This is a genomic window from Rhodococcus sp. LMD, from assembly GCF_056108245.1.
Window position 1 is genome coordinate 3,024,327 of sequence record NZ_CM148557.1, and the last position, 23,856, is coordinate 3,048,182.

A 23,856-nucleotide genomic window follows, 5' to 3' on the forward strand; every position below is an offset into this window, starting at 1 on the left:
CGCACACGCTTCTCGGGGTGTATTTCCATGAAACTCCGGACTGCCACCGTCGGCGCACTCCTCGCCGCCACCCTCACTCTCGCCCCGGCCGGAGTCGCGGCCGCGGCACCCGCCGACGCCCCGGCGCCGATCGGGATCACTTGGGAGCAGACCGATCACCGCAACGACTGGGATCGCCGCGACCACCGCGACCGCCGGGACCACGATCGCGGCTGGGAACGGAACCGGTGGGGTCCGCCGGCCCCGTGCTGGTGGTTCGGCCCCTGGCTGGTCTGCGCCCCCTGGCGCTGAGCGGCCGCCGCGGACCGCGGCGGGGGACGGCGCTCCCCCGCCGGGATCCCGTCCGGCTCAGGTGAGATAGCGGTAGGCCGGCGAGCCCGGCTCGAGCCGCTGCGCCTCGATCGGCGAGAGGTCCATCCGCGCCAGCAGTGACGCCAGACCGTCGGCCGTGCCGAGTTCGATGCCGACCAGCGCCGCACCGAACTCCCGGTTGTTGCGCTTGACGTACTCGAACAGGGTGATGTCGTCGTCGGGACCGAGCACCTCGTCGAGGAACCGTCGCAGCGCCCCGGGCTCCTGGGGGAAGTCCACCAGGAAGTAGTGCTTGAGACCGCGGTGCACCAGAGAACGCTCGATGACCTCCCCGTAGCGGGAGACGTCGTTGTTGCCCCCCGAGATCAGGCACACCACCGTCGCACCCGGCGCGACGGTCAGCCCCTCGAGCGCGGCGACGGACAGCGCCCCCGCCGGCTCGGCGATGATGCCCTCGTTCTGATACAGGTCGAGCATCGCCGTGCACACGGCGCCCTCGTCGACCTGGGTCATCCCGAACGGCCCGGTGCCCAGGCCGTCGTTGCGCAGCGCCGCGACCAGCGGCAGGTTCGCGTGGGAGACGATCTCGGGGCCGAGCCGGGAGACGACCGCGTACGGCACGTCGCCGACCCGTTTCACGGCGGCTCCGTCGACGAACGGATCCACTTCCGGCAGGGTCACCGGCCCGCCCGCGACGAGGGCAGCGGTCATCGACGCCGCCCCGGCCGGTTCCACCCCGACGATCGAGGTGTGCGGCGACTTCTCGTGCAGGTACGCCGCGATGCCGGCCAGGCAGCCACCGCCGCCGACCGGAACCAGCACCAGGTCCGGCGCCGCCGGCAGCTGATCGAGCATCTCCCGGGCGATGGTGCCCTGACCCGCCGCGGTGCGGGCGTCGTCGAACGGCGCGACCATCGTCGCGCCGGTCCGCGCGACGTCCTCCGCGGCCGCCGCGGCGGCCGCGTCGAAGGTGTCACCCGTCGGGATGAGTTCGACGAACGCCCCGCCGTGCGCGCGGATCCGGTCCCGCTTCTGCTTAGGGGTCCGGGTGGGCACGTAGATCCGGCCCCGGACCCCCATCGCCCGGCACGAGTAGGCCACGCCCTGTGCGTGATTGCCGGCACTGGCCGTCACCACACCCGCCTCGCGTTCCGCCGGGGAGAGCTGCGCCATGACGTTGTAGGCGCCGCGCAGCTTGTACGAGCGCACGCGGGTGAGATCCTCGCGCTTGAGATAGACGTTCGCCCCGGTGAGGACGGAGAGCCGCTCGCTGTACTCGAGCGGTGTGGGGGCGACGACCGCGGAAATTCGCTCCGCCGCGGCCTCGATGTCGGCCACGCTCAGGGCGGGCAGGTGCATCGGATCAGCGGTTCGCGAAGTAGTGGTCACCTACCCATGCTGCCACTACCGACCCGGAACCCCCAATGCGGGTTTCGCCACTGCGTCCGCTGCCGCGGCCGCCGGACCCCGCGCGCTACCGGGGCTCGAGGACGAAGACCGGGATCTCCCGATCCGTCTTCTTCTGGTACTCGGCGTAGTCGGGGAACGCCTCGACCGCACGCCGCCACCACAGGTCCTTCTCCCTGCCGTGGACCTCGCGGGCGGTCATGTCCCGGACCGTCGGCCCGTCACGCAGTTCGACGTGCGGATCCGCCCGGACGTTGAAGTACCAGACCGGATGCGTCGGGGCACCACCGAGCGAGGCGACCACCGCGTACACCCCGTCGTGCTCGACCCGCATCAGCGGGGTCTTCCGGAGCTTGCCGCTCTTCGCTCCGCGGCTGGTCAGCACGACCACCGGCCGGCCGTTGAGGGTCGTGCCCTCGGTGCCGCCGGAACCCTCGTACAGCGCCACCTGATCGGCGGCCCACTGGGACGGACTCGGTTCGTATTCTCCGGTGAGAGGCATGGCTCCAGTCAACACCGGCGCGCACTCCGCCGCAGCGCACCGGGCGGATCCGTCCGCCCGGGTCCGACATCACCCCCGCGATCGGCAAAGTTCGGTGGCCCGAACACAAGTCTGCGAGTAGCCTGGTGAACGGATTCCCCGAGGCGCACGGAGGTCGAGATGACGACGGATTCGCCCGCTCGCGTCCGCCGCCGGCCCGCGTCCGTCGACGTGGCCGGAACCGCATGGCCGCTGTACAAGCTCGAGGCGCTCGTCGCGGCCGTCCTGGTGCTGCTGGCGCTGTTCGCGATCACCGCGGACGCGCAGACCGCCGTGCTCGCCGCCGCCGGCACCGCCACCGTCGTGTGGTGGGCCCGCCTGCTGCACTACCGCCGCGAGCCCTGACCGCCCCCGTCCCGGGAGCCGGTCACGTCGCCAGGCAGGCCGGCCCGAGCAGGGCTTTGAGATCCCCCATCAGCGCAGACGAGGGCTCGACCCGCAGGCTGTCGTCCACCTTCAGCACGGTCACCTTGCTGCCGGAGATCAACCGCACGTGCACATCCGAGGTACCCGGGTGGCGGGTGAGCACGCTCTTGAGCGCACCCACCTTGTCAGGGGTGCACAACCGGGTGGGCATCGACACCGACAGCGGCTTGGCCACCCCCACCTGAGACAGGTCGGGCACGGCAAGATCGTTGGCGATCAACGAGATCCGGTCGTCGCGGACCGACACCCGGGCCTTGACCAGCACCACGGAGTCCTCGACGACGTCCATGCCGTACACGGAGTAGGACTGCGGGAAGAACAGCACCTCGATCCCGCCGGCGAGGTCCTCGAGCTGAGCGGACGCCCATGTCAGGCCGTTCTTGTTGATGCGGCGGTTCACCGAGGCCAGGATGCCGCCCACGGTGACCTGGGCGCCGTCCTTGATCGCGCCTTCGAGGATGGTCGGGATCGCGGTGTCGGCCTGCTGGGCGAGGACGTGCTCGACGCCGTTGAGCGGATGCCCGGACACGTACAGTCCCAGCATCTCCCGCTCGAGGGCGAGCTTGTGCTTGGTGTCCCATTCCTCCTCGGGGATCTTCACGTTGAACACCGAGGTCACCGACTCGTCGGCATCCGCGCCGCCGAACAGGTCGAACTGCCCGATCGCCTCGGCCTTCTTGGTGCCCATCACCGCGTCGATCGCGTCGGCGTGCACGAGCATCAGGCCCTTGCGGGGATGGCCGAGCGAGTCGAAGCCGCCGGCCTTGATCAGCGACTCGGTGACCTTCTTCGAGCAGGCGAGAGCGTCGATCTTGTTGAGGTAGTCGGAGAAGTCGGTGAACCGGCCCTTCTCCTCCCGCGCGCGGATGATGGACGCGACGACGTTGGAGCCGACGTTGCGGACCGCGCCGAGGCCGAATCGGATGTCCTCCCCCACCGACGCGAAGTCCACCCGCGACTCGTTGACGTCCGGCGGCAGCACCGTGATCCCCATCTTGCGGCAGTCGGACAGGTAGACCGCGGCCTTGTCCTTGTCGTCGCCGACCGACGTGAGCAGGCCCGCCATGTACTCGGCCGGGTAGTTGGCCTTGAGGTAGGCCGTCCAGAAGGAGACCAGGCCGTACCCGGCGGCATGCGACTTGTTGAACGCGTACCCGGCGAAGGGCAGGATCGTGTCCCACAGGGCCTTGATCGCCGGCTTGGAGAAACCGTTGGCGAGCATGCCCTCCTCGAAGCCCTCGAACTCGGCGGCGAGGACCTCGGCCTTCTTCTTGCCCATCGCGCGGCGCAGGATGTCGGCTCGTCCGAGCGAGTAACCGGCCACCTTCTGAGCGATCTGCATGATCTGCTCCTGGTAGACGATCAGACCGTAGGTGTCGGCGAGGATGTCCTTCAGCGGTTCCTCGAGCTCGGGGTGGATCGGCTTGACCTCTTGCCGGCCGTTCTTGCGGTCGGCGTAGTCGTTGTGGGCGTTCATGCCCATCGGTCCGGGCCGGTACAGCGCGAGCACGGCGACGATGTCCTCGAACCCGGTCGGCTGCATGCGGCGCAGCAGATCCCGCATCGCGCTGCCGTCGAGCTGGAACACGCCGAGGGTGTCGCCGCGGGCCAGTAGCTCGTACGTGGGCGGATCCTCGAGCGGCAACGTGTCGAGGTCGAGGTCGATGCCGCGGTTGTTCTTGATGTTCTCGATCGCGTCGCCGATGACGGTGAGGTTGCGCAGACCGAGGAAGTCCATCTTCAGCAGGCCGATGGCCTCGCACGACGGGTAGTCCCAACCGGTGATGATCGCGCCGTCCTGCGCCCGCTTCCACAGCGGGATGGCATCCATCAGCGGTTCGGAGGACATGATCACCGCGCACGCGTGGACGCCCGCGTTGCGGATCAGGCCCTCGAGGCCGAGCGCGGTGTCGTAGATCTTCTTCACGTCCGGGTTGGATTCGATCAGCGCCCGGACCTCGGCGGCCTCCTTGTACCGCTCGTGGTTCGGATCGGTGATGCCCGAGACCGGGATGTCCTTGGCCATGATCGGCGGCGGCAGCGCCTTGGTGATCTGATCGGCGATGGCGAATCCGGGCTGGCCGAACTGCACGCGGGCCGAATCCTTGATCGCGGCCTTGGTCTTGATGGTGCCGAACGTGATCACCTGGGCCACGCGGTCGGCCCCCCACCGGTCGGTGGCGTAGCGCACCATCTCACCGCGGCGGCGATCGTCGAAGTCGATGTCGATGTCGGGCATGGACACGCGCTCGGGGTTGAGGAACCGCTCGAACAGCAGACCGTGCGGGATCGGGTCGATGTTCGTGATGCCCATCGCGTAGGCGACGAGGGAGCCCGCGGCCGAACCGCGGCCGGGGCCGACGCGGATGCCGACCTCGCGAGCGTGGCTGATCAGGTCACCGACGACGAGGAAGTAGGCGGGGAAGCCCATCTCGTTGATGACGCCGATCTCGTACTCGGCGCGGGTGAGGTACTCCTGCGGCACGCCGTCCGGGAATCGCCGGTCGAGCCCGCGCAGAACCTCCTCGCGCAGCCACGTCGCCTGCGTGTGCCCCTCGGGGACGGGGAAGATCGGCATCCGGTCCCGGTGGGTCCACACCTCCTTGTAGGGCTGGACCCGCTCGGCGATCAGGAGCGTGTTGTCGCACGCGCCCGGCACCTCGTCGTCCCACAGCGCCCGCATCTCCGCGGCGGACTTCAGGTAGTAGCCGTCACCGTCGAACTTGAAGCGGGTCGGATCCGAGAGCGTCTTGCCGGTCTGGATGCACAGCAGCGCCTCGTGGTTCTCGGCGGCGTCCTTGGTGACGTAGTGGCAGTCGTTGGTCGCCAGCGGCGGGATGTCGAGCTTGCGGCCGATGTCGAGCAGGCCCTCACGGACCCGACGCTCGATGGACAGGCCGTGGTCCATGAGTTCGAGGAAGAAGTTGTCCTTGCCCCAGATCTCCTGCCACTTCGCGGCCGCCTCGAGCGCTTCGCGCTCGTGGCCCAGACGCAGCCTGGTCTGGATCTCCCCGGACGGGCAACCGGTGGTGGCGATGATGCCCTCGGCGTGGTGGGCGATGAGATCCTCGTCCATGCGGGCCCACTTGCCGAGCTGCCCCTCGATCGACGCGAGCGACGACAGCTTGAACAGGTTGCGCAGCCCGGTGGCGTTCTCGGCGACCATCGTCATGTGCGTGTACGAGCCCGAGCCGGAGACGTCGTCGGATTTCTGGCTCGGGTCGCCCCACTGCACGCGCTTGGTGCTGAACCGCGACTCGGGCGCGATGTAGGCCTCGATGCCGATGATCGGCTTGATGCCCTGCTTCTCGGCGACGTTGTAGAACTCGCTGGCGCCGTACATGTTCCCGTGGTCGGTCATCCCGACCGCCGTCATCCCCAGCCGCTCGGCCTCCTTGAACAGGGGACCGACCTTCGCGGCTCCGTCGAGCATCGAATACTCGGTGTGGTTGTGCAGATGAACGAACGAGTCAGCCACGCGTGCCTCTCCCGGAAGGTCTGTGAGCATCCCGAGTGTAGGCCCCCGCGGCGACGGGATCGGACCGCCACACCGGCCCGGACGGCGTGTCGTGACCGGTGTTACTGCGGTGCACTCGAGGGGACTGGCTCGAGCGTCCCGCGAGCCCGACGACCCCGGGCCACGGCGTCGGCGGTGAAGATCGCGAGCGCGATCCAGATCAGCCCGAACCCGATCCAGCGGGAGGCGGGCATGTCCTCGTGCAGGACCAGCACACCCCACGCCATCTGCAGGCTCGGCGTCAGGTACTGCAGCATGCCGAGGGTGACCAGGGGAACCCGCTGGGCGGCCGCACCGAACAGCAGCAGGGGCAGCGCCGTGACGAGCCCGGCCGACACGAGCAGCAGCGAGTGCCCGGCGCCGTGACCGAGGAACGTGCCGGTGCCGGTGACGGCGAGGAAGATCAGGTAGCCCGCCGCGAAGGGCACGGCGACGACGCCCTCCCCCGTCAGCGAGGTGCGCGGGTCGAGCGGCACGATCTTCTTGATCACCCCGTACAGGGCGAACGAGAACGCGAGGGTGAGCGCGATGATCGGCGGCCGCCCGTAGTCCACGGTGATCACCGCCACCGCGGCGGTCGCCACGAGCAGCGCCGCGATCTGCGCGCGGCGCAGCCGCTCCCGGAAGAACAGCACCCCGAACAGCACGCTGACCAGCGGGTTGACGAAGTAGCCCAGTGCGGTTTCGACCACCCGACCCGAGACCACGCCGTAGATGTAGGTGCCCCAGTTGACGGCGATGGCCGCGGAGGCCGCCGCGACCAGCGCCCACACCCGCACCCCCAGTCCCCGCAGCGAGCCGAGCCGGCCGAGGACGGCGAGCAGCAGCAGCATCGCCAGCAGCGTCCACAGCACCCGGTGGGCGAGGATCTCCACGGCTCCGGCGGGTTCGAGCAGGCCGAAGAACGCGGGGAACATCCCCCACGTCAGGTAGGCGCCGAGTCCGAACAGGATGCCGGTGTCGGGGCGGGATGCGGTGCTGCTCACCAGTCAACGGTAGGGCGGGCGGATGCTCCGGAGCGCGCCGGGGCGATCAGAACGACACGGTCGGCGGCAGTTCCGTGCCCGCCGGGGCGGTGTAGAACTCGCGCTCGCGCACCCCTGCCGGCCCTGCGAAGAACATCCACGGGATGGTCTTCAGCGACGTGTTGAGCCGGCCTGCGGCGTCGTTGTAGTACTGGCGGGCGAAGGCGAGCTGGTCCTCGGTCTCCCCCAGCTGACGCTGCAGGTCCAGGAAGTTGGCCGAGGCCTTGAGGTCCGGGTAGTTCTCGGCGACGGCGAGCACGTCGAACATCGCCTTCTCGAGGCGCGCGTCGGCCTGGGCCTTCTCCGCCACCGTGCCGCCGGAGGCGGCCCGCGACGCGGCGGTGCGCGCGGCGGTGACCTCCTCGAACACGCTCTTCTCGTGCGCCGCGTAGCCTCGCACCGTCGACACGAGATTCGGCACCAGGTCGGCGCGCCGGCTCAGTTGCACGTCGATGCCGCCCAGGGCCTCCTGGGCCAGCACGTCGGCGCGGCGCAGCCGGTTGAACCCGACCACGAACACGGCGACGAGCACCACCACCAGCACGACGACGATCACGACTGCGGTCACCATGGGACCGCCCTCCTTCCGCTGCCCGGCACCGGTGCGGGCGCGCCGGTGCCTCGTTCACCACTCGGTCACCAGGAGCCGCCGCCCCCGCCGCCACCACCGCCGCCGCCGCCACCGCCCGACGACGAGGACTGGGACGCGGTGTACGCGCCGATCGACGACGACAGGGCCGACTCGAAACTGTCGAATCCTCCTGCCCCGGAAGCGAATCCGTGCACTCCGACCGGATACGGGTACCACGCCGGCACCGGTGGCTCCGCCCCGGTGACCGTGCGGTACTTCTCCGCCCACTTCTCGGCCACGCCGAAGGCGACCGCGTGCGGAATGTAGCGGGTGTAGAGGTCCTGTTCCGCCGAGAACCGGTAGCGGTCCTCGCTCGACGGGGTCACGAGCATGCGCCGGAACCCGCCGGCACGCGACCACAGCTCGCGGCCCTTCGCGGTGCGCCGGGTCCCCGCCTCCGGGCGCAGCAGTTCCCAGCCCCCGAACACGAACGCCGCCGCCGGCAGGCCCCACATGCTCGGCCACACCGGCACGGCGAACCCGGCCACCGCGAGCACCAGCGCCAGCACCACCGCCGCCTTACCGAGGCGCTCGCGCGTGGACGGGGCCACCAGACCCTCGTTGCGGGCCCAGATCCGGCACTGGGACGCCAGCTCCGTCGTCGCCTTCGACAGCCGTTCCCCCGCCGACTTCGAGCCGTCGGCCCGCAGCACCGCCCCCGGGTACGAGATCTGCAGCGCGTCGCCGACCGCCCGGGTCACCGGATCGGTCGCCGCCCACGTGTCCGCGGAGGCGACGCCCCGGACCTCCCACACGTCCGACTTCTTGCCGGTCCCGGCGGGACGCAACTCGACCAGCCCCTCCTCTGCGGCGTACAGCAGCGTGGCCGCGAGCGGTGCAGGTCCGGGGCGTTCGGAGGCGACGTAGACGGTCTGCACCGGTCCGAAACCGTCCGGCGGCGCGTACAGCACCGGCAACCCCGGCTCGGGTTCGCGGGCCGTCCAGGCCCATCGTGCGGCGGCGGCGAACGCGAGGAGACTCGACGCCGCGACCAGGGCCACGATCGGCGCCGACCGGCCGACGATCGGATCCCAGGCGACCGACCAGGGCACCGTGCTCCGGGCCGGGGCGTCGAGCCCGAGCCCGATGCGCACGTTCACCGCGGTGCGGGGTGCGAGCCCGGTCACGCCGACGGACACGGTGTCGGTGCCGGCCCCGCCGAGGACGCAGGTCGCCCCCGGCGCCGCACATTCGACCACGCCCGACGCCGCGGGCAGCCGCACCGTGATGTCGGCACGGTCGACGGCCATCTCCCACCCGCCGGGTACCACGCTCCAGTGGAAGACCGATCCGACCGGGGCCGCCGTCCCGGCGGCCGTGTCGAACGTGCCGGCGGCCGCGCCCGGCGGGTCGAGGACCCCCTCCGTGGTGTACGCGAGGCGATAGGTGTGGGTGCCCGGCTCCAGGTACACGTCGGGGTCGCCGATCTTCGCGACGACGAGTCGGCGGCCCTGCTCCCAGCTCGTCTCGTACGGCTCGGGCTCGCCGTCACGTTCGACGGAGACGATCTCGGGGATGTGGCGCACGTGCGGGTCGGCGCCCGTGGTGACGTCCCAGTACCGGAAGATGCCGTGCCGGTCGGCCGGAAAGTCGACCGTGACGGTTTCGGTGGCGGTGAGGCCGCCGTCGGCGTCGACGGCGTAGTCGACGCTGTAGTTCGTGATCCGCGCCGGATCCGCCGCCTCGGAGGCCTCGCCGGTGTCGAGCCCGGCGAGCAGCGGCCACAGCAGACCGGCCGCGGCGAGCAGCGCCACCACGAGGTACCCCAGAACCCGTGCCACGGCGTCACCGTACCCAGTGGCGACGCGCCTGTCCCGCCGACCGGGCTCAGGGCTCGCCGTCGTCCGGTCCCGGAGCGACGACGTCGACGTGCTCGGGCAGCAGCGGGTTCACCGAGAACGCCCCCGCGACGGCGTCCGGCGGCAGCAGTTCGACGGCGCGGACGCCGGGGGCGGCGGCGAGCTCGGTCGCCGCCGCCGGCGCGACGCGCACCACGACGCCGACGACGCAGGCGCACCCGTCCGCGAGGCGATCGGCCGAGACCGCGGCGACACGCGCGGCCCGGTCGGCGCCGGCCGCCTGGCGCAGTCGGCCCGCCGCGACGGCAGGCGCACGCCGCAGCGCCTCCGGGTGCTCGGGCACGTCGACCGCGACCAGCGGGGTCTGCACCCGCTCGATCGGGACGCGGAACAGCACCTGCGCGATGCGGGGGTCTCCCGGCAGCGCCGCCGCCTGCTCGACCGGCACCGGCGCAGTGAAGGAGACCAGTGCCCACCGCGGTTCGCCGGTGGCGGACTCGACGCTCGCCTGGGCGCGCGCGAGGTAGCCGGCGACCGCCTCGCCGTGGTCCGGACCGAGCGTGTCGGTGCGCACCGTCGCCGGCCGGGGCGGGGTGAGCAGTCCGGCCGCGAGCACCGCCAGCAGCAGTGCCGCCGTCGCCGCCCAGGGCAGGGACACGCGCCGCACGGTCAGGCGCTGCGCAGCACGGCGAGCGCGTGCTCGAGGTCGGCCGGGTACTTGCTGGTGATCTCGACCCAGCGTCCGTCGGCCGGGTGCGCGAACCCGAGAGAGCGGGCGTGCAGCCACTGGCGTTCGAGACCGAGCCGCTCCGCCAGGCGCGGGTCGGCGCCGTAGGTCAGATCCCCGCAGCAGGGGTGGCGCAGCGCCGAGAAGTGCACGCGGATCTGGTGGGTGCGGCCGGTCTCGAGGTGGATGTCGAGCAGGCTCGCGGCCTGGAACGCCTCCACGGTGTCGTAGTGGGTGATGCTGGGCTTGCCGTCGGCGGTGACGGCGAACTTCCAGTCGCTGCTGCGGTGCCGGCCGATCGGCGCGTCGATCGTGCCGCTGCTCGGATCGGGGTGTCCCTGCACGAGGGCGTGGTAGCGCTTGTCGATGGTGCGCTGCTTGAAGGCCCGCTTGAGCACCGTGTAGGCACGCTCGGACGTCGCGACGACCATCACTCCGGAGGTTCCCACGTCGAGCCGGTGGACGATGCCCTGCCGTTCGTGGGCGCCGGAGGTGGAGATCCGGAACCCGGCTGCGGCCAGGCCGCCGATCACGGTCGGTCCGGTCCAGCCGACGCTCGCGTGCGCCGCGACGCCCACGGGCTTGTCCACCGCGACGATGTCGTCGTCCGCGTAGAGGATCTCCATGCCCTCGACCGGGGTCGCCTCGATGGTCAGCGGCCGCGGCGGCTCGGGCAGTTCCACCTCGAGCCACGAACCGGCGGACAGCCGGTCCGACTTTCCCGCGGCGGCGCCGTCGACGAGGACGGCACCCTCCTCGGTCAGGGCGGCGATCGCCGTGCGCGACAGGCCGAGCAGCCGTGCCAGGCCCGTGTCGACCCGCATCCCGTCGAGCCCGTCGGGGACGGGCATCGCCCGGGTTTCTCTCACTGGTGTGCTTCCTTTCTGCTGCTGCGGGCGGAGTCGGTCTTGCGTGAGCCGTCCGGTTCGATGCCGAAGACGGTCAGCGCGACGAGCAGGATCGCGCCGCAGACGATGGCGGAATCGGCGACGTTGAACACCGGCCACCAGCCGACGGACACGAAGTCGACGACGTGCCCCTGCAGCGGGCCCGGGGACCGGAAGATCCGGTCGACCAGATTACCCAGCGCTCCGCCGAGGACGAGTCCGAGTCCCAGGGCCCACCACCCCGACCGCAACGTGCGGCCGATCCGGACCACACCCACCACGACGGCGACCGCGACGAGGGTCAGCAGCCACGTCATACCGGTCGCCATGGAGAAGGCGGCACCCGGGTTGCGCACCAGCGTCAACGTCACCGTGTCCCCGACGACGGAGATCGGGTCGGCCGGGTCGATGTAGTGGACCGCGAGGATCTTCGTGAGCAGATCGAGGCCGAAGACCACCGCGGCGAGGGCGAGCAGCGCACGCAGTCGCCGGACCGGCGCGGGCGCATCCTTCCCCGGGGAGTCGGCCGGCGCCGACGCACTCGGTTCCGCGACGGTGTCGGGGTGGGCATCGTGCTCGGTGGGGTCGTCGGTCACCTTGTCATCATCCCCCATCGGAGGAGCACGACGGCCACCCCGCCCGCCGTGGCTACCCTGGGGTGCGTGCCTGTGCTGCCCAGATTCGCCCGCCCGAGGGCCCGCTCCCTCGGTGTGGCCCTGTCCCTGACCACCCTTCTCGCCGGGTGTGGCAACTCCGCCGACGGCGCGGCCCCTGCCTCGACGGCGACCTCGACGGAGGTCACGGTGCCCGTCGCCGCGGTCACCGCGGTGGTCCTGGACCCGGGGGCCGAGCCGCGCAGCCGGATCCGTCTCACCCCGCCCGCCGGCACAACCCAGCAGGTGGCGCTCACGACGTCCTCGCAGGTCTTCCAGTCGATCGGTGATCAGCCGGAGCAGGATTTCTCCACCCCCGAACTGACGTTGCCGCTCACCGCAACCGTGGGCGAAGCCGTGTCGGACACCGCGCCGAGCAGCCTCGTGGACCTGCGGATCGCGGATGCGACATCCCCGGACGCGGCCCTCGCCGCGGCGCTCGGTCCCGCCGAGGGATCCGAGGCGGGGCTGACGATGTCGCCGTCCGGGGCGGTGAGCGCGCTGCGGCTCGACCCCACCCCGGACTCCGCGGACATCGCCCGCTCGGCCATCGAACAGGCCTTCTACCAGGCCGTGTACCGGATGGTGTCGTTCCCCGAGGACGAGATCGGCGTGGGTGCCGTGTGGGAGATCCACCAGCAGGTGATGAGCGGGATGGCGCTCGATCAGGTCGCCACCGCGAGCCTGCTCGAACGGGACGGCGACCGGCTGACCGTGCAGTTGCGCATCACGCAGACCCCACGGGAGTCCACCTGGGCTCTGCCGAACGGGTCCGGCCAGTTGAACATCGACCGGTACGAGATGACAGGCGAGGGCACGATGACGATCGACCTGGGCCGGCCGCTCCCGATCGCCGGGGATCTGACTGTCGGCGGTGAACAGGCCTACAGCGATCCCGCGGGCACCACGCGCCTGGCACAGACCCTGGTGGACCGGGTGCGCTGGCAGTCCTGAGCGCCCGCCGGACGTGACGGCGGCCGGGGCGGAATCTCCGCCCCGGCCGCCGCGTCGGTCTTCGTCAGGCGCAGGCGGGCGACTGCAGCTGAGCGGTCGCGACGATGGCGCAGGCGTTGTTCTTCGACAGCTTCCACACGCCGTCCTCGGCGACGAAGTCGACGGTGCCGACGGCGGGCTGCTGCGCACCGGCCAGCAGGGTCTCGATTCCGGCGGTGACCGTGCCGTTCTGGTTGTCGTTGACGTCCAGGACGGTGATCTGCGCGCCGGCCTGCTCAGCGGCGGCGGCGACCTGGTCGATCAGTGCCGGATCCTGCTCGGCGCCCTGCACGAGGTTCACCTTCTCCTCGGCCGGGACGGTCTCGTCGAACGCCTTGGCCAGCATGGCGTTGAGATCCTCGACGGTCGGCACCGGCGGGTACTGCGCGACGGCCGTCGTGGTGCTGGTGGTGGTCTTCGCCGAGGTCGAGGTCGAGCTACCTCCGTCGTCCGAGCTGCAGGCGGACATCGTGAGGGCGGCGGCCACAGCCACCGTGGCGACAGTGATCTTGCGAAGCTTCAAGTTCTCGTCCTTCTCGTTCTCGATCGTGCACGGATACCGTGCTCGGTTCATCCAGCAGCGGATGCTCCACCGGGACAGCGGATCGCCCGTAAGCGTACCCGGCGGTAGTAAGAAGACTTTGAGAGCGGCGGGGCACGCGCATTCACCCGAGTGCGGCGAGCGGATCGGCCTCGGACAGGGCGGGATCGTTCTCGTCGAGGGTGCGGGCTGGGCCCGGTCCGGACGAGCGGGTCTCGAAGCGGACCGTCACCACGCCGTGTCCGGCGCCCTGCACCCAGCCGTGCCCGAATTCCGGATGCCGCACGTCCGTGCCGGGACGCCACCGCGGTCCCGCCGGCGGCGCGGCCCGCTCGGGCCGGACCTGCGGCGACGATTCCACCGTGCCCTCCGGGGCCTGCTCGAGCTCGGGAAAGAGCGAGTCCTGCCGGATGCTGGACAACCCGGCGAGGCCGACACCGACGAGGCGGATCGCGCCGATCTCGAGCGGATCGAGCACGAGCCGCTGCGCCGCCGCCGTGAGCGTCGCCACGTCCTCGGTGGCGTACGGCAACGTCGACGACCGGGTGAGGATGCTCATGTCGGCCTTGCGCAACTTGAGCACGACGGTCCGGGCGGCGCGACCGTCGCGCCGCAGCCGGCGGTGCGCGGCGTCGGCGGCGGTGGTGACGGCGCGTCGCAGCTCGGCGAGCGTGACGATGTCGGTCTGGTACGTCGTCTCGGCGCTGACCTGCTTGGCGTCGGCGCGTTCGAGGACCGGCCGATCGTCGTGCCCACCGGCGAGCCGGTGCAGCGCAGGACCGACCGTCGCACCCAGGATCGACGCCGCCTCCGCGACCGGCAGCGCCGCCAGGTCCCCGATCGTGTCGATCCCCAGCCGGCGCAGCCGCTCCTCCGACACCGGACCGATCCCCCACAGCTTGCGCACGGGCAGACCGTGCAGCAGTGTCAGCTCCTCCTCGGGCCGCACGACCAGCGCTCCGTCGGGCTTGGCGAGGCCCGAGGCGATCTTGGCGATCTGTTTGCCGGAGCCGGCGCCGACGGACGCGACGAGACCGGTGCGGTCCCGCACCTGTTCACGCAGCCGCGCACAGAACCCTTCCACCTCCCGGTGCGCGGCGCCGGCGAGTTCGGCGGGCTCGGCGAACGCCTCGTCGAGCGACAGCGTCTCGAGCACGGGGATCTGTTCGCGCAGCACCTCGAACACGGTGTGACTGAGGGTCTGGTAGAGCACGCCCCGCGGCGGCAGCACCACCGCCGCGGGCCCCACCAGCCGGCGCGCGCGGCTCATCGGCATCGCCGACCGCGCCCCGAAGACCCGAGCCTCGTAGCTGGCCCCGGCGACCACGCCGCGCGCGCCGAGACCGCCGACGAGCACCGGTCGCCCCCGAAGGGTCGGCCGGGTCAGTTGCTCGGCCGAGGCGAAGAAGGCGTCGAGGTCCAGGTGCAGGACCCAACGTCCACCGCCGCGAGTCACCACGTCGGACACCCGCGAATCTTCGCCCCTCGCACCGACATCACGCCCGCATCGGCGTCACCGCCGTGGCCGCGCCACGCGCCGGGGTCACCGCCGTGGCCGCGCCACGCGCCGGGGTCACCGCCGTGGCCGCGCCACGCGCCGGCGTCACCGCCGTGGCCGCGCCACGCGCCGGCGTCACCGCCGTGGCCGCGCCACGCGCCGGCGTCACCGGGACGCTCATGCCTTGACGATCGCCGCACGCACCCCTTCGCCGAGCTCGAGCGCCCCGTCGCCGGCGGGTGCCAGTTCGAAGCTGGTGGCCAGCACCTCCGAGGCGATGAGCGCGCGGTGCCGCATCGCCCAGTCGGCGCGGTCGGCCGGCACCTCGAACACCACGCCGATGCGGTCCGAGACCTCCAAGCCCAGGTTGCGGCGCGCGTCCTGCAGCTCGCGGATCCGGTCCTTCGCCCAGCCCTCGGCCTCGAGCTCCTCGGTGACCGTGGAGTCCAGCACCACCAGGCCGGCGCCGCCGGGCAGCGCCGCCGTGGACTCCGGCTCCGCCGCCACCAAGCGCGTGGTGTACTCCTCCGGCAGCAGGGCGATGCCGGCGGCGGTGACGGTGCCGTCGTCCGCCTCCGACCAGTCCCCGGCCTTGACCGCCTTGATGACCGTCTGCACGTCCTTGCCGAGGCGCGGCCCCGCGGCGCGGGCGTTGACGACCAGTTCGAAGCGCCCGTGCGCATCGACGTCGTCGGTCAGCTCGACCGACTTCACGTTCACCTCGTCCTGGACGAGATCGGCGAACGGCTGCAGCCGGTGGGCGTCGGGGGCGGCCACGGTGACCTGCGGGAGCGGCAGCCGCACGCGCAGCTTCTGGGCCTTGCGCAGCGAGAGCACCGTCGAGCACACCGCGCGGACCTCGTCCATCGACTCGACCAGGGCCGGGTCGGCCGGCAGCTCCCCGGCCGCCGGCCAGTCCGCCAGATGCACGGAGCGACCGCCGGTCAGGCCCCGCCAGATCACCTCGGTGACCAGCGGCAGCAGCGGGGCCGCCAGGCGGCTGACGACCTCGAGCACGGTGTGCAGGGTGTCGATCGCGTCGGCGTCCTCGTCCCAGAACCGGCTGCGGGAGCGGCGCACGTACCAGTTGGTGAGGGCGTCGCAGAACGTGCGCAGCTCGTCGCAGGCCCCGGCGATGTCGACCACCTCGAGGGCGTCGGTGATCGCGTCGCGGGTGGCAGCGAGCTTGGCCAGGATGTACCGGTCGAGCACGTGCGGCGAGTCGGTGCGCCAGGTGCCGGGCTCGGACGCGTACAGCTGCAGGAAGCTCCACGCGTTCCACAGCGGCAGCAGCGCCTGCCGGACACCCTCGCGGATGCCCTGCTCGGTGACGACGAGGTTGCCGCCGCGCAGGATGGGCGAGGACATCAGGAACCAGCGCATGGCATCGGAGCCGTCGCGGGCGAACACCTCGTTGACATCGGGGTAGTTGCCCTTGGACTTGCTCATCTTCAGCCCGTCGTCGCCGAGCACGATGCCGTGCGCCGCGACGGTCTTGAAGGCGGGCCGGTCGAACAGCGCGGTGGCCAGCACGTGCAGGGTGTAGAACCAGCCGCGGGTCTGCCCGTTGTACTCGACGATGAAATCGCCCGGATAGTGGGAGTCGAACCACCCCTGATTCTCGAACGGGTAGTGCACCTGCGCGAACGGCATCGAGCCCGACTCGAACCAGCAGTCGAGCACCTCGGGGACGCGGCGCATCGTCGACGTCCCGGTCGGGTCGTCCGGGTTGGGCCGGGTCAGCTCGTCGATCATCGGCCGGTGCAGGTCGGCCGGGCGCACCCCGAAGTCGTGTTCGAGTTCGTCGAGGGAGCCGTAGACGTCGATCCGCGGGTAGGCCGGGTCGTCCGAGACCCACACCGGAATCGGGCTGCCCCAGTAGCGGTTCCGGCTGATGTTCCAGTCGCGGGCACCTTCGAGCCACTTGCCGAACTGTCCGTCGCGGATGTGCTCGGGCACCCAGGTGATCTGCTTGTTCAACTCCACCATGCGGTCCCGGAACTGGGTGACGGCGACGAACCACGACGGCACCGCCATGTAGATCAGCGGTTGCCCGGACCGCCACGAGTGCGGGTAGGAGTGCTCGATCGTCTCGTGCCGCAACAGCTTCCCGGCGGCCTTGAGGTCCTTGATGATCACCGGGTTGGCGTCGAAGACCTGCAGCCCCTCGTAGGGCGGGACCATCGCGGTGAACTTCCCGCCCGGATCGAGCGGCTGCACCAGTTCGATGCCGTTGCGCTGGCAGTACTCCATGTCTTCTTCACCGAAAGCCGGTGCCAAGTGCACGATTCCGGTGCCGGAGTCGGTGGTGACATAGTCGGCGGCGATGATCCGGTGGGCGTTCTCGCGGCCCACGAAGAAGTCGAACGGCGGCTCGTAGGCCAGACCCACGAGGTCGGCGCCGGAATAGCGGCCGAGCACCTCGGGTTCGTCACCGAGTTCGCGCGCGTAGTGACCGACCCGCTCCTGCGCGAGCACGTAGGTCTTGCCGTCGGCGCCGCGCACGCCGACGTACTCGATGTCGGGATGCACCGCGATCGCGAGGTTGGACGGCAGGGTCCACGGCGTGGTGGTCCAGATCAGCGCGCACGCGCCGTCGAGCTCGGAGCCGGGGGCGCGCAGCACCATGTCCACGGTCACCGCCGGGTCCTGGCGCATCTTGTACGCGTCGTCGAGCCGGGTCTCCTGGTTCGACAGCGGGGTCTGCTCGTACCACGAGTAGGGCAGCACCCGGAAGCCCTGGTAGATCAGGCCCTTGTCGTAGAGCCGCTTGAAGGCCCACATGACCGACTCCATGAAGTCCAGGTCCAGGGTCTTGTAGTCGTTGTCGAAGTCCACCCAGCGGGCCTGCCGGGTGACGTAGTCGCGCCACTCCCCGGTGTACCGCAGCACCGACGTCTTGCAGTAGGCGTTGAACTCGGCGAGTCCCATCGTGTCGATCTGGGACTTGTCCGTGATGCCGAGCTGCTTCTCCGCCTCGAGCTCGGCGGGCAGGCCGTGACAGTCCCAGCCGAAGCGCCGCTCGACCTTCTTCCCGCGCATCGTCTGGAAGCGCGGGATCAGGTCCTTGACGTAACCGGTGAGCAGGTGGCCGTAGTGCGGCAGACCGTTCGCGAAGGGCGGGCCGTCGTAGAAGACGAATTCCTCGGCGCCGTCGCGGTTCGACACCGAGGCGCGGAAGGTGTCGTCCTTGGTCCACCCGTCGAGGACCTCGACCTCGAGCTCGGGGAAATCGACGCCCGAATCCTTGGCCACCCCGTAGTCGACGAGCGGGTACTTGCCGGTCGACGCGACCGGGGCCTGCGGGGTGTCGGGGGTGCTCTTCGTCACAGCGTGACTCCTCGTGCCTAGACGTGTCCGGCACGGGGACGATCACCGCGCACTGTGCGCCGGCAACCGCGGTACCACCCCGCTTGCACCGTCTCTCCGGGCTCTGCCGGCGAGACGGGCCTCTCGTTCGGGCTGTGACGGGCCCACCCGTTCGGTTCTACTGAGCAGTGCCGGTCGGCACGGCCTTTCTTCCGAAGGCTCCCCGGTGATGGCCGGATCGTCGCCGTCCCCGGCGGCCGCCGGGGCAGGACTACAGAGTCTGTCCTCGAACTATTCTATGCCGCCGCGCTCACTCGCCGGCATCGCGTCCCCCGCGACGCCGGTCCGGTTCGGCTGCCGTCGCCGTCGGGGGCGCGGTCCGCTTGCCGCCCAGCGCGCTGATCAGCAGCAGGACCGCGCCCACCACACACACGACGATGCAACCCCAGGCCCACAGCACGGAGCCCGTCATGAGCGCCACGACGAGCATGCCGAAGCCGACGGCTGCGAGGGAGAGCGTCACTACCAGCACGGCGCACCCTCCTCCGAACCCGGCATCGGACCCCCGCCTCGATCAGCTGTTGCCCTTGGCGAAGGACGTGGACCCGAACGAGGAGTTCGACTGGTTGAACGCCTCCTGGCCGCCGTCGACCGGCACGGCGGAGCCGCGCTGCTCGAGTTCCTCGAGCTGGGATTCGAGGTAGGACTTCAGGCGCACCCGGTACTCACGTTCGAACGTCTTGAGCTGCTCGATGCGACCCTCGAGCACCGAACGCTGCTGGTTGATGGTCGCCATGATCTCGGTGTGCTTCTTCTCCGCGTCCGCCTGCAGCGCGTCGGCCTTCTCCTTGGCCTGGCGCAGCTGCGTCTCCGAACGGGTCCGGGCGTCGGCCAGCATCGCCTCGGACTTCTGCCGCGCGTCCGCGATCATCGCCTCGCTGCGAGTGCGCGCATCGGAGATGAGCTGCTCGGAGTTGGTGCGGGCGTTGCGCAGCAGTTCCTCGGCCTCGGTCTTGGCGTCGCCGGTGAGGCGGTCCGCCATCTCCTGGGCCAGACCGAGCACCTTGGCCGCCTGCATGCTCGCGTCCGCGGAGGCCGGTGCGGCCGCGACCGGTGCGGGCGCCGGCGCCGGCGCCGGAGCGGGCGCGGGCTCCGGCGGCTTCGGCGCCTCGACGACGCGCGCGGGTTCCGGTTTGGCGGCCGGGGCCGGAGCCCCACCGGAACGGGCACCCTTCTTGGCCTCGGCCAGCTCCTGGTCGAGCTCGGCCACCCGCTGCCGCAGGTCGGCGTTCTCCTCGATCAGGTGGGTCAGTTCCTGCTCGACGAGATCCAGGAATGCGTCGACCTCGTCCTCGTTGTAACCACGCTTTCCGATCGGCGGCTTGCTGAACGCGACATTGTGCACATCAGCTGGGGTCAGCGGCATGGAAGGATCCCTTCACGCGTCGTGTGAGCGGTCAAGCAAGCATTCAGTTATATCCACAGTGCGTCACGCGTATCAAACTCACTGTAACTGGCACCCCATTCTGGCACAGGGCGGCTTTCACGCGGATCGTCCGAGCAGGTGTCGGCCGTCAGAGCGTCCCACCTCGGGGAATGAATGCCATGAGGAAGTAGACGATGAAGAGCAGCACCATGATGGACAGATCCAGTCGCACCCCGCCGAGATTCAGCGGAGGAATGAGCCGGCGCAACAGTTTCACCGGCGGATCGGTGACCGTGAAGATTGCCTCGAGAACGACGACGACGAATCCCGTCGGCTTCCAGTCCCGCGCGAACGTCCGGATGAACTCGACGATGATCCGGCCGATCAGCAGCAGCCAGAAAATGAACAGCAGGAACCAGAGCACCTCGAATACGGCCACCCGCCCACTCTGCCCGACGACGGCGCATCGAGCCAAACCGAAACGCCCGGCATCCGGTGTTGCACACCGGGCACCGGGCGTCGACCGTGCCGGGAACCGCCGCGGCGGATCAGGTCACTGCTGGTTGTAGAACCCCGTCTCCGCGATCCGGCGGCGTTCCTCGGCGGAGACGTCGATGTCCGCCGGGGACAGCAGGAACACCTTCGTGGCGACCTTGTCGAACGAACCGCGCAGCGCGAAGGCCAACCCGGCCGCGAAGTCGACGAGCCGCTTGGCGTCGGCGTTGCTCATCTCGACCAGGTCCATGATCACCGGGGTGCCGTCGCGGAACCGCTCACCGATCGTGCGGGCCTCGCCGTAGTCCCGGGGACGCAGCGTGGTGATCTTCGACAACGGGCCTCCCTCGTCGAACAGCGCGCCGCGACGGGCCTCGGACCGTTCCAGGCGGCCCTCGGAACCGAGCGACGACCGCGCGGCGGCGCGGGCCGGCGGCGGGGTCGGGCGCGGTGCGCGGGCCGTGATCGGCTCCACGCGCGCCGCCCGCACGGGCGGCTCGTAACGATCGAAACCGTCCGGTTCGAAGTCGCGGCCGGCATCCTCCCGCCGCGACGCCTTGTACTCGTCCCGGTGCGACGGTCCGTAACCACCGCCCGCGTACGGCGGCTCGTCGTAGTCCCGGTCGCGCTCGCGGCGGGCGCTCGCGGGGTCGTCGAGGTAGTCGTCCTCGTACTCCTCGAGCGGCACCATCCCGAAGTACGCCTTGAACTTGTGGAGTGAGCTCATGGATCAACCTTCCTCGCGCGGCGGTCGCCACTCAGGCTAACGGCCGCGCGCCCAACACCGCGGTTCCGACACGCACGCACGTCGAACCCCATCGCACCGCCGCCTCGAGGTCGCCGGACATCCCGGCCGACAGTTCGGTGGCCTCGGGATGATCGGAACGCAGCGCGGCATGGAGCCCGGCGAGCCGTTCGAAGGCGGCGTCCGGGTCCCAGCCCAGCGGCGGCACCGCCATGAGCCCGCGCAACGCGAGCCCGGCGGTCCCGGCGATCTCGTCCGCGAGCGCGCGCAGGTCGGCGGAGCTCACCCCGCCTCGCTGCGGGTCGTCGTCGAGACTGACCTGCAGCAGGACGGACAGCGGCGTGTCGCGGTCACCGGAATCCCGCGCGGCCCGCGCACCGGAGTCCAGTGCGTGCGCCAGCCGGGCGCTGTCGACCGAGTGCACGGTGTGGGCCCAGCGGGCCACGGCACGCGCCTTGTTGCGTTGCACCCGGCCGATCATATGCCAAGCGACGGCAGGATCGGTTGTCCGCGAACGGAATTCGGCAACCTTCGCGGTTGCCTCCTGTTCCCGGGATTCACCGAAGGCGCGGCACCCGAGTCCGTAGAGGATCTCCACGTCGGAGACCGGGAAGAACTTCGTCACCGGCAGCAGCGCGATCTCCGCCGGGTCGCGGCCCGCCGCCCGGGCCGCGGCGTCGAGCCGCTCGTGTGCCCGGCGCAGTCCGTCGGCGATCTCGGCACGCCGCGCGTCGGCGTCCGCTGCGGTCACCTGTCACCTCCGGCGGCGGGGTTCATCGGCCACCTCCGGCGGCGGGGCTCATCGGCCACCTCCGGCGGCGGGGCTCATCGGCCACCTCCGGCGGCGGGGCTCATCGGCCACCTCCGGCGGCGGGGTCCGGTCCGGCCTCGAGCCAGATCACCGCCGCCAGCCGTCCGGTCGGCGCCTGCCGGCGATGGCTGAACAACGTCGGATCCTCGATGGTGCATCGGGGATCCTCCGCGACGGCCGTGACGCCGTGTTCGAGCAGTTGCCGTCGCAACCCGGCCCGCAGGTCCAGCGCGGGCGTGCCCGCGACGGTGCGGGTGGCGCTACCGGGCAGATGCGCCTCCACGTCGGCCTGCATCGAAGCGGGCACCTCGTACCGGCGGCCGCTCGCAGCAGGTCCGAGGAACGCGCCGATGCGCTCCGGTCGCGCACCGAGTTCGGTCATCGCGTCCAGGACCCGGGGCACGATCCCCACGCGGGCACCGATCCGGCCCGCGTGCACGGCGGCGATCACGCCCGCCTCCTCGTCGGACAGCAGCACCGGCACGCAGTCCGCACTCAACGTGACGAGCGCGAGACCGGGCTCGCGCGTGACCAGCGCGTCGGTCGCGGGCACCGGGCCGCGGACCGGGCCGTCCACGACGGTGACGTTGCGACTGTGGATCTGCTCCATCCACACGAGCCGCTCGTAGGGCAGCCCGATCACCGAGGCGAGCCGGCGCCGGTTCGCCTCGACCGCGGCCGGGTCGTCACCCACGTGGTCACCGAGATTGAAAGAGTCGTAGGGCGGGGCGGAGACGCCGCCGGCACGGGTGGTGACGACCCGCCGCGCCCGCAGCACCGGCTGTGTCACCGTCAACGGCGCATGAAGATCGGCACGTCGACGTCGTCGTCGCCGTCCTCGTCCGTCTCGACCGGCCGCGCCGGCTGGGCCGACCCGATCGGCGGGAGGGAGCTGCCCGCGACGGGTTGCTGCTCGCGCGCCGGCATCTCCTCGGCCCGTTCCCGCTCCGAGCGACCGACGTCGCCGGCACGCCCCGCGCCGATGGTGCCGCCGCGCGTTGCGGGGGTCGGCGGGGCCGACTCGACGGGACGTCGCGCCGGGGTGCCGCCGTCGAACCCGGCCGCGATGACGGTGACGCGCACCTCGTCGCCCAGGGAGTCGTCGATGACCGTGCCGAAGATGATGTTCGCGTCGATGTGGGCGGCCTCCTGCACCAGCGAGGCGGCCTCGTTGATCTCGAACAGGCCGAGGTCGGAGCCGCCGGCGATGGACAGCAGCACGCCGCGTGCACCCTCCATCGACGCCTCGAGCAGGGGCGAGTTGATCGCCGCCTCGGCGGCCTTGATGGCCCTGCCCTCGCCCCGGGAGGAACCGATGCCCATCAGGGCGCTGCCGGCGCCGGACATCACGCCCTTGACGTCCGCGAAGTCGACGTTGATCAGGCCCGGGGTGGTGATGAGGTCGGTGATGCCCTGGACACCGTTGAGCAGCACCTCGTCGGCGGAGCGGAACGCGTCCATGAGGCTGACGGCGGCGTCGCCGAGCTGCAGGAGCCGGTCGTTGGGGATGACGATGAGGGTGTCGCACGACTCGCGCAGGGTCTGGATGCCCGTGTCGGCCTGGCTCCCGCGGCGCTTGCCCTCGAACGAGAACGGCCGCGTGACGACGCCGACGGTCAGCGCTCCGAGCTTGCGGGCGATGCTCGCGACCACGGGCGCGCCGCCGGTGCCGGTCCCGCCGCCCTCACCGGCGGTGACGAAGACCATGTCGGCGCCCTTGAGCACCTCTTCGATCTCGTCCTTGTGGTCCTCGGCGGCCTTGCGGCCGACCTCGGGGTCCGCACCGGCGCCGAGCCCCCGGGTGAGTTCGCGGCCGACGTCGAGCTTGACATCGGCGTCGGACATGAGCAGGGCCTGCGCGTCGGTGTTCACCGCGATGAACTCGACTCCCTTGAGTCCCTGTTCGATCATGCGGTTGACCGCGTTCACGCCGCCACCGCCGATACCGACGACCTTGATTACGGCGAGGTAGTTGTGCGGGGGCGTCATGGGCTCTCGCCTTCCTGAGAAATCGGTCACGCTTCGATCATCATCGGTGAGGTACGGACAAACCCTCAACCACAGGTCGATGGTTATGTCAAGTATCTCGACTGGTGCGAAACGCTATGGCACT

The 23,856-nt window shown here is 70.9% G+C and carries 23 protein-coding genes; 3 read left to right on the forward strand and 20 right to left on the reverse strand.

The features are described 5' to 3' along the window. Positions 1-27: 27 nt before the first annotated feature. Positions 28-291, forward strand: coding sequence for a hypothetical protein (locus tag ACWPQI_RS13855; RefSeq protein ID WP_010594412.1), 264 nt, complete (start codon positions 28-30; stop codon positions 289-291). A 57-nt stretch (positions 292-348) separates the two neighbouring features. Here ACWPQI_RS13855 and ilvA read toward each other — a convergent pair whose 3' ends face one another. Next, positions 349-1,671: a threonine ammonia-lyase IlvA gene (gene ilvA / locus ACWPQI_RS13860; RefSeq protein WP_010594411.1), complete on the reverse strand. Its 1,323-nt coding sequence runs from the start codon at positions 1,669-1,671 to the stop codon at positions 349-351. A 115-nt stretch (positions 1,672-1,786) separates the two neighbouring features. Continuing rightward, complete coding sequence (locus ACWPQI_RS13865; RefSeq protein WP_010594410.1) at positions 1,787-2,221, reverse strand: nitroreductase family deazaflavin-dependent oxidoreductase; 435 nt, start codon at positions 2,219-2,221, stop codon at positions 1,787-1,789. A 159-nt stretch (positions 2,222-2,380) separates the two neighbouring features. On the opposite strand from ACWPQI_RS13865, the gene ACWPQI_RS13870 reads away from it, so the two are divergent. Further along, complete coding sequence (locus ACWPQI_RS13870; protein ID WP_010594409.1) at positions 2,381-2,605, forward strand: hypothetical protein; 225 nt, start codon at positions 2,381-2,383, stop codon at positions 2,603-2,605. A 22-nt stretch (positions 2,606-2,627) separates the two neighbouring features. Here the strand turns inward: ACWPQI_RS13870 and dnaE are convergent, their stop codons facing one another. The 7 genes from dnaE to lspA all read right to left on the reverse strand — a co-directional run bounded on the left by dnaE (position 2,628) and on the right by lspA (position 11,868). Continuing rightward, positions 2,628-6,164 carry a DNA polymerase III subunit alpha gene (dnaE, locus tag ACWPQI_RS13875; RefSeq protein ID WP_010594408.1) on the reverse strand — a complete coding sequence of 1,179 codons (3,537 nt, stop codon included), beginning with the start codon at positions 6,162-6,164 and terminating at the stop codon, positions 2,628-2,630. Between the two features lie 101 nt (positions 6,165-6,265). Then, positions 6,266-7,189 carry an EamA family transporter RarD gene (rarD, locus tag ACWPQI_RS13880; protein WP_017682028.1) on the reverse strand — a complete coding sequence of 308 codons (924 nt, stop codon included), beginning with the start codon at positions 7,187-7,189 and terminating at the stop codon, positions 6,266-6,268. 46 nt (positions 7,190-7,235) lie between these two features. Next, positions 7,236-7,799, reverse strand: a complete 564-nt coding sequence (locus tag ACWPQI_RS13885) for a LemA family protein (protein WP_119699845.1) — start codon at positions 7,797-7,799, stop codon at positions 7,236-7,238. A gap of 65 nt (positions 7,800-7,864) precedes the next feature. Further along, positions 7,865-9,640, reverse strand: a complete 1,776-nt coding sequence (locus ACWPQI_RS13890; RefSeq protein ID WP_342661216.1) for a DUF2207 domain-containing protein — start codon at positions 9,638-9,640, stop codon at positions 7,865-7,867. A 46-nt stretch (positions 9,641-9,686) separates the two neighbouring features. Continuing rightward, positions 9,687-10,316: a hypothetical protein gene (locus ACWPQI_RS13895; protein ID WP_082061290.1), complete on the reverse strand. Its 630-nt coding sequence runs from the start codon at positions 10,314-10,316 to the stop codon at positions 9,687-9,689. An 11-nt stretch (positions 10,317-10,327) separates the two neighbouring features. Next, positions 10,328-11,236, reverse strand: a complete 909-nt coding sequence (locus ACWPQI_RS13900) for an RluA family pseudouridine synthase (RefSeq protein ID WP_017682382.1) — start codon at positions 11,234-11,236, stop codon at positions 10,328-10,330. A gap of 14 nt (positions 11,237-11,250) precedes the next feature. Continuing rightward, complete coding sequence (gene lspA, locus ACWPQI_RS13905) at positions 11,251-11,868, reverse strand: signal peptidase II (RefSeq protein ID WP_010594402.1); 618 nt, start codon at positions 11,866-11,868, stop codon at positions 11,251-11,253. Positions 11,869-11,934: 66 nt separating this feature from the next. Here lspA and ACWPQI_RS13910 point away from each other — a divergent pair, with 66 nt between their 5' ends. Further along, complete coding sequence (locus ACWPQI_RS13910) at positions 11,935-12,879, forward strand: hypothetical protein (protein ID WP_372446869.1); 945 nt, start codon at positions 11,935-11,937, stop codon at positions 12,877-12,879. Between the two features lie 64 nt (positions 12,880-12,943). Here the strand turns inward: ACWPQI_RS13910 and ACWPQI_RS13915 are convergent, their stop codons facing one another. The 11 genes from ACWPQI_RS13915 to ftsZ all read right to left on the reverse strand — a co-directional run bounded on the left by ACWPQI_RS13915 (position 12,944) and on the right by ftsZ (position 23,732). After that, positions 12,944-13,441 (reverse strand): WKL family lipoprotein, encoded by a 498-nt coding sequence (locus ACWPQI_RS13915; RefSeq protein WP_026138151.1) that lies wholly within the window; start codon positions 13,439-13,441, stop codon positions 12,944-12,946. 142 nt (positions 13,442-13,583) lie between these two features. Beyond that, the gene (locus ACWPQI_RS13920; RefSeq protein WP_010594398.1) at positions 13,584-14,927 is read right to left on the reverse strand and encodes a DNA polymerase IV; all 1,344 of its coding nucleotides are present in this window, start codon (positions 14,925-14,927) and stop codon (positions 13,584-13,586) included. A gap of 28 nt (positions 14,928-14,955) precedes the next feature. Then, a complete protein-coding gene (locus ACWPQI_RS13925; protein WP_234575009.1) occupies positions 14,956-15,138 on the reverse strand; it encodes a hypothetical protein in 183 nt (60 codons plus the stop codon). Next, a complete protein-coding gene (ileS, locus tag ACWPQI_RS13930) occupies positions 15,135-18,287 on the reverse strand; it encodes an isoleucine--tRNA ligase (protein WP_102031186.1) in 3,153 nt (1,050 codons plus the stop codon). Before ileS ends, ACWPQI_RS13925 begins: the two co-directional genes overlap by 4 nt. A gap of 289 nt (positions 18,288-18,576) precedes the next feature. After that, complete coding sequence (locus ACWPQI_RS13935; RefSeq protein WP_010594396.1) at positions 18,577-18,798, reverse strand: hypothetical protein; 222 nt, start codon at positions 18,796-18,798, stop codon at positions 18,577-18,579. A gap of 42 nt (positions 18,799-18,840) precedes the next feature. After that, complete coding sequence (wag31, locus tag ACWPQI_RS13940; protein WP_010594395.1) at positions 18,841-19,692, reverse strand: DivIVA-like cell division protein Wag31; 852 nt, start codon at positions 19,690-19,692, stop codon at positions 18,841-18,843. 148 nt (positions 19,693-19,840) lie between these two features. Further along, on the reverse strand, positions 19,841-20,131 hold the full coding sequence (locus ACWPQI_RS13945) for a YggT family protein (protein ID WP_003938221.1): 291 nt from the start codon (positions 20,129-20,131) through the stop codon (positions 19,841-19,843). A gap of 114 nt (positions 20,132-20,245) precedes the next feature. After that, complete coding sequence (locus ACWPQI_RS13950) at positions 20,246-20,914, reverse strand: cell division protein SepF (protein WP_003938220.1); 669 nt, start codon at positions 20,912-20,914, stop codon at positions 20,246-20,248. Positions 20,915-20,945: 31 nt separating this feature from the next. Next, positions 20,946-21,683 carry a YggS family pyridoxal phosphate-dependent enzyme gene (locus ACWPQI_RS13955; protein ID WP_010594394.1) on the reverse strand — a complete coding sequence of 246 codons (738 nt, stop codon included), beginning with the start codon at positions 21,681-21,683 and terminating at the stop codon, positions 20,946-20,948. A gap of 100 nt (positions 21,684-21,783) precedes the next feature. Further along, complete coding sequence (pgeF, locus tag ACWPQI_RS13960; RefSeq protein WP_167522736.1) at positions 21,784-22,539, reverse strand: peptidoglycan editing factor PgeF; 756 nt, start codon at positions 22,537-22,539, stop codon at positions 21,784-21,786. Further along, on the reverse strand, positions 22,536-23,732 hold the full coding sequence (ftsZ, locus tag ACWPQI_RS13965) for a cell division protein FtsZ (protein ID WP_017681763.1): 1,197 nt from the start codon (positions 23,730-23,732) through the stop codon (positions 22,536-22,538). The genes pgeF and ftsZ overlap by 4 nt, the downstream gene beginning before the upstream one ends. Positions 23,733-23,856: the final 124 nt, after the last annotated feature.

Bases quoted from the DNA above. Each gene is read 5' to 3' on its own strand.
- ACWPQI_RS13925 (WP_234575009.1), bottom strand. From the start codon at position 15,138: ATGAGCGTCCCGGTGACGCCGGCGCGTGGCGCGGCCACGGCGGTGACG.
- wag31 (WP_010594395.1), bottom strand. From the start codon at position 19,692: ATGCCGCTGACCCCAGCTGATGTGCACAATGTCGCGTTCAGCAAGCCG.
- ACWPQI_RS13865 (WP_010594410.1), bottom strand. From the start codon at position 2,221: ATGCCTCTCACCGGAGAATACGAACCGAGTCCGTCCCAGTGGGCCGCC.
- ilvA (WP_010594411.1), bottom strand. From the start codon at position 1,671: ATGCACCTGCCCGCCCTGAGCGTGGCCGACATCGAGGCCGCGGCGGAG.
- ACWPQI_RS13950 (WP_003938220.1), bottom strand. From the start codon at position 20,914: ATGAGCTCACTCCACAAGTTCAAGGCGTACTTCGGGATGGTGCCGCTC.
- ACWPQI_RS13900 (WP_017682382.1), bottom strand. From the start codon at position 11,236: ATGCCCGTCCCCGACGGGCTCGACGGGATGCGGGTCGACACGGGCCTG.
- ftsZ (WP_017681763.1), bottom strand. From the start codon at position 23,732: ATGACGCCCCCGCACAACTACCTCGCCGTAATCAAGGTCGTCGGTATC.
- ACWPQI_RS13885 (WP_119699845.1), bottom strand. From the start codon at position 7,799: ATGGTGACCGCAGTCGTGATCGTCGTCGTGCTGGTGGTGGTGCTCGTC.
- ACWPQI_RS13870 (WP_010594409.1), top strand. From the start codon at position 2,381: ATGACGACGGATTCGCCCGCTCGCGTCCGCCGCCGGCCCGCGTCCGTC.
- ACWPQI_RS13855 (WP_010594412.1), top strand. From the start codon at position 28: ATGAAACTCCGGACTGCCACCGTCGGCGCACTCCTCGCCGCCACCCTC.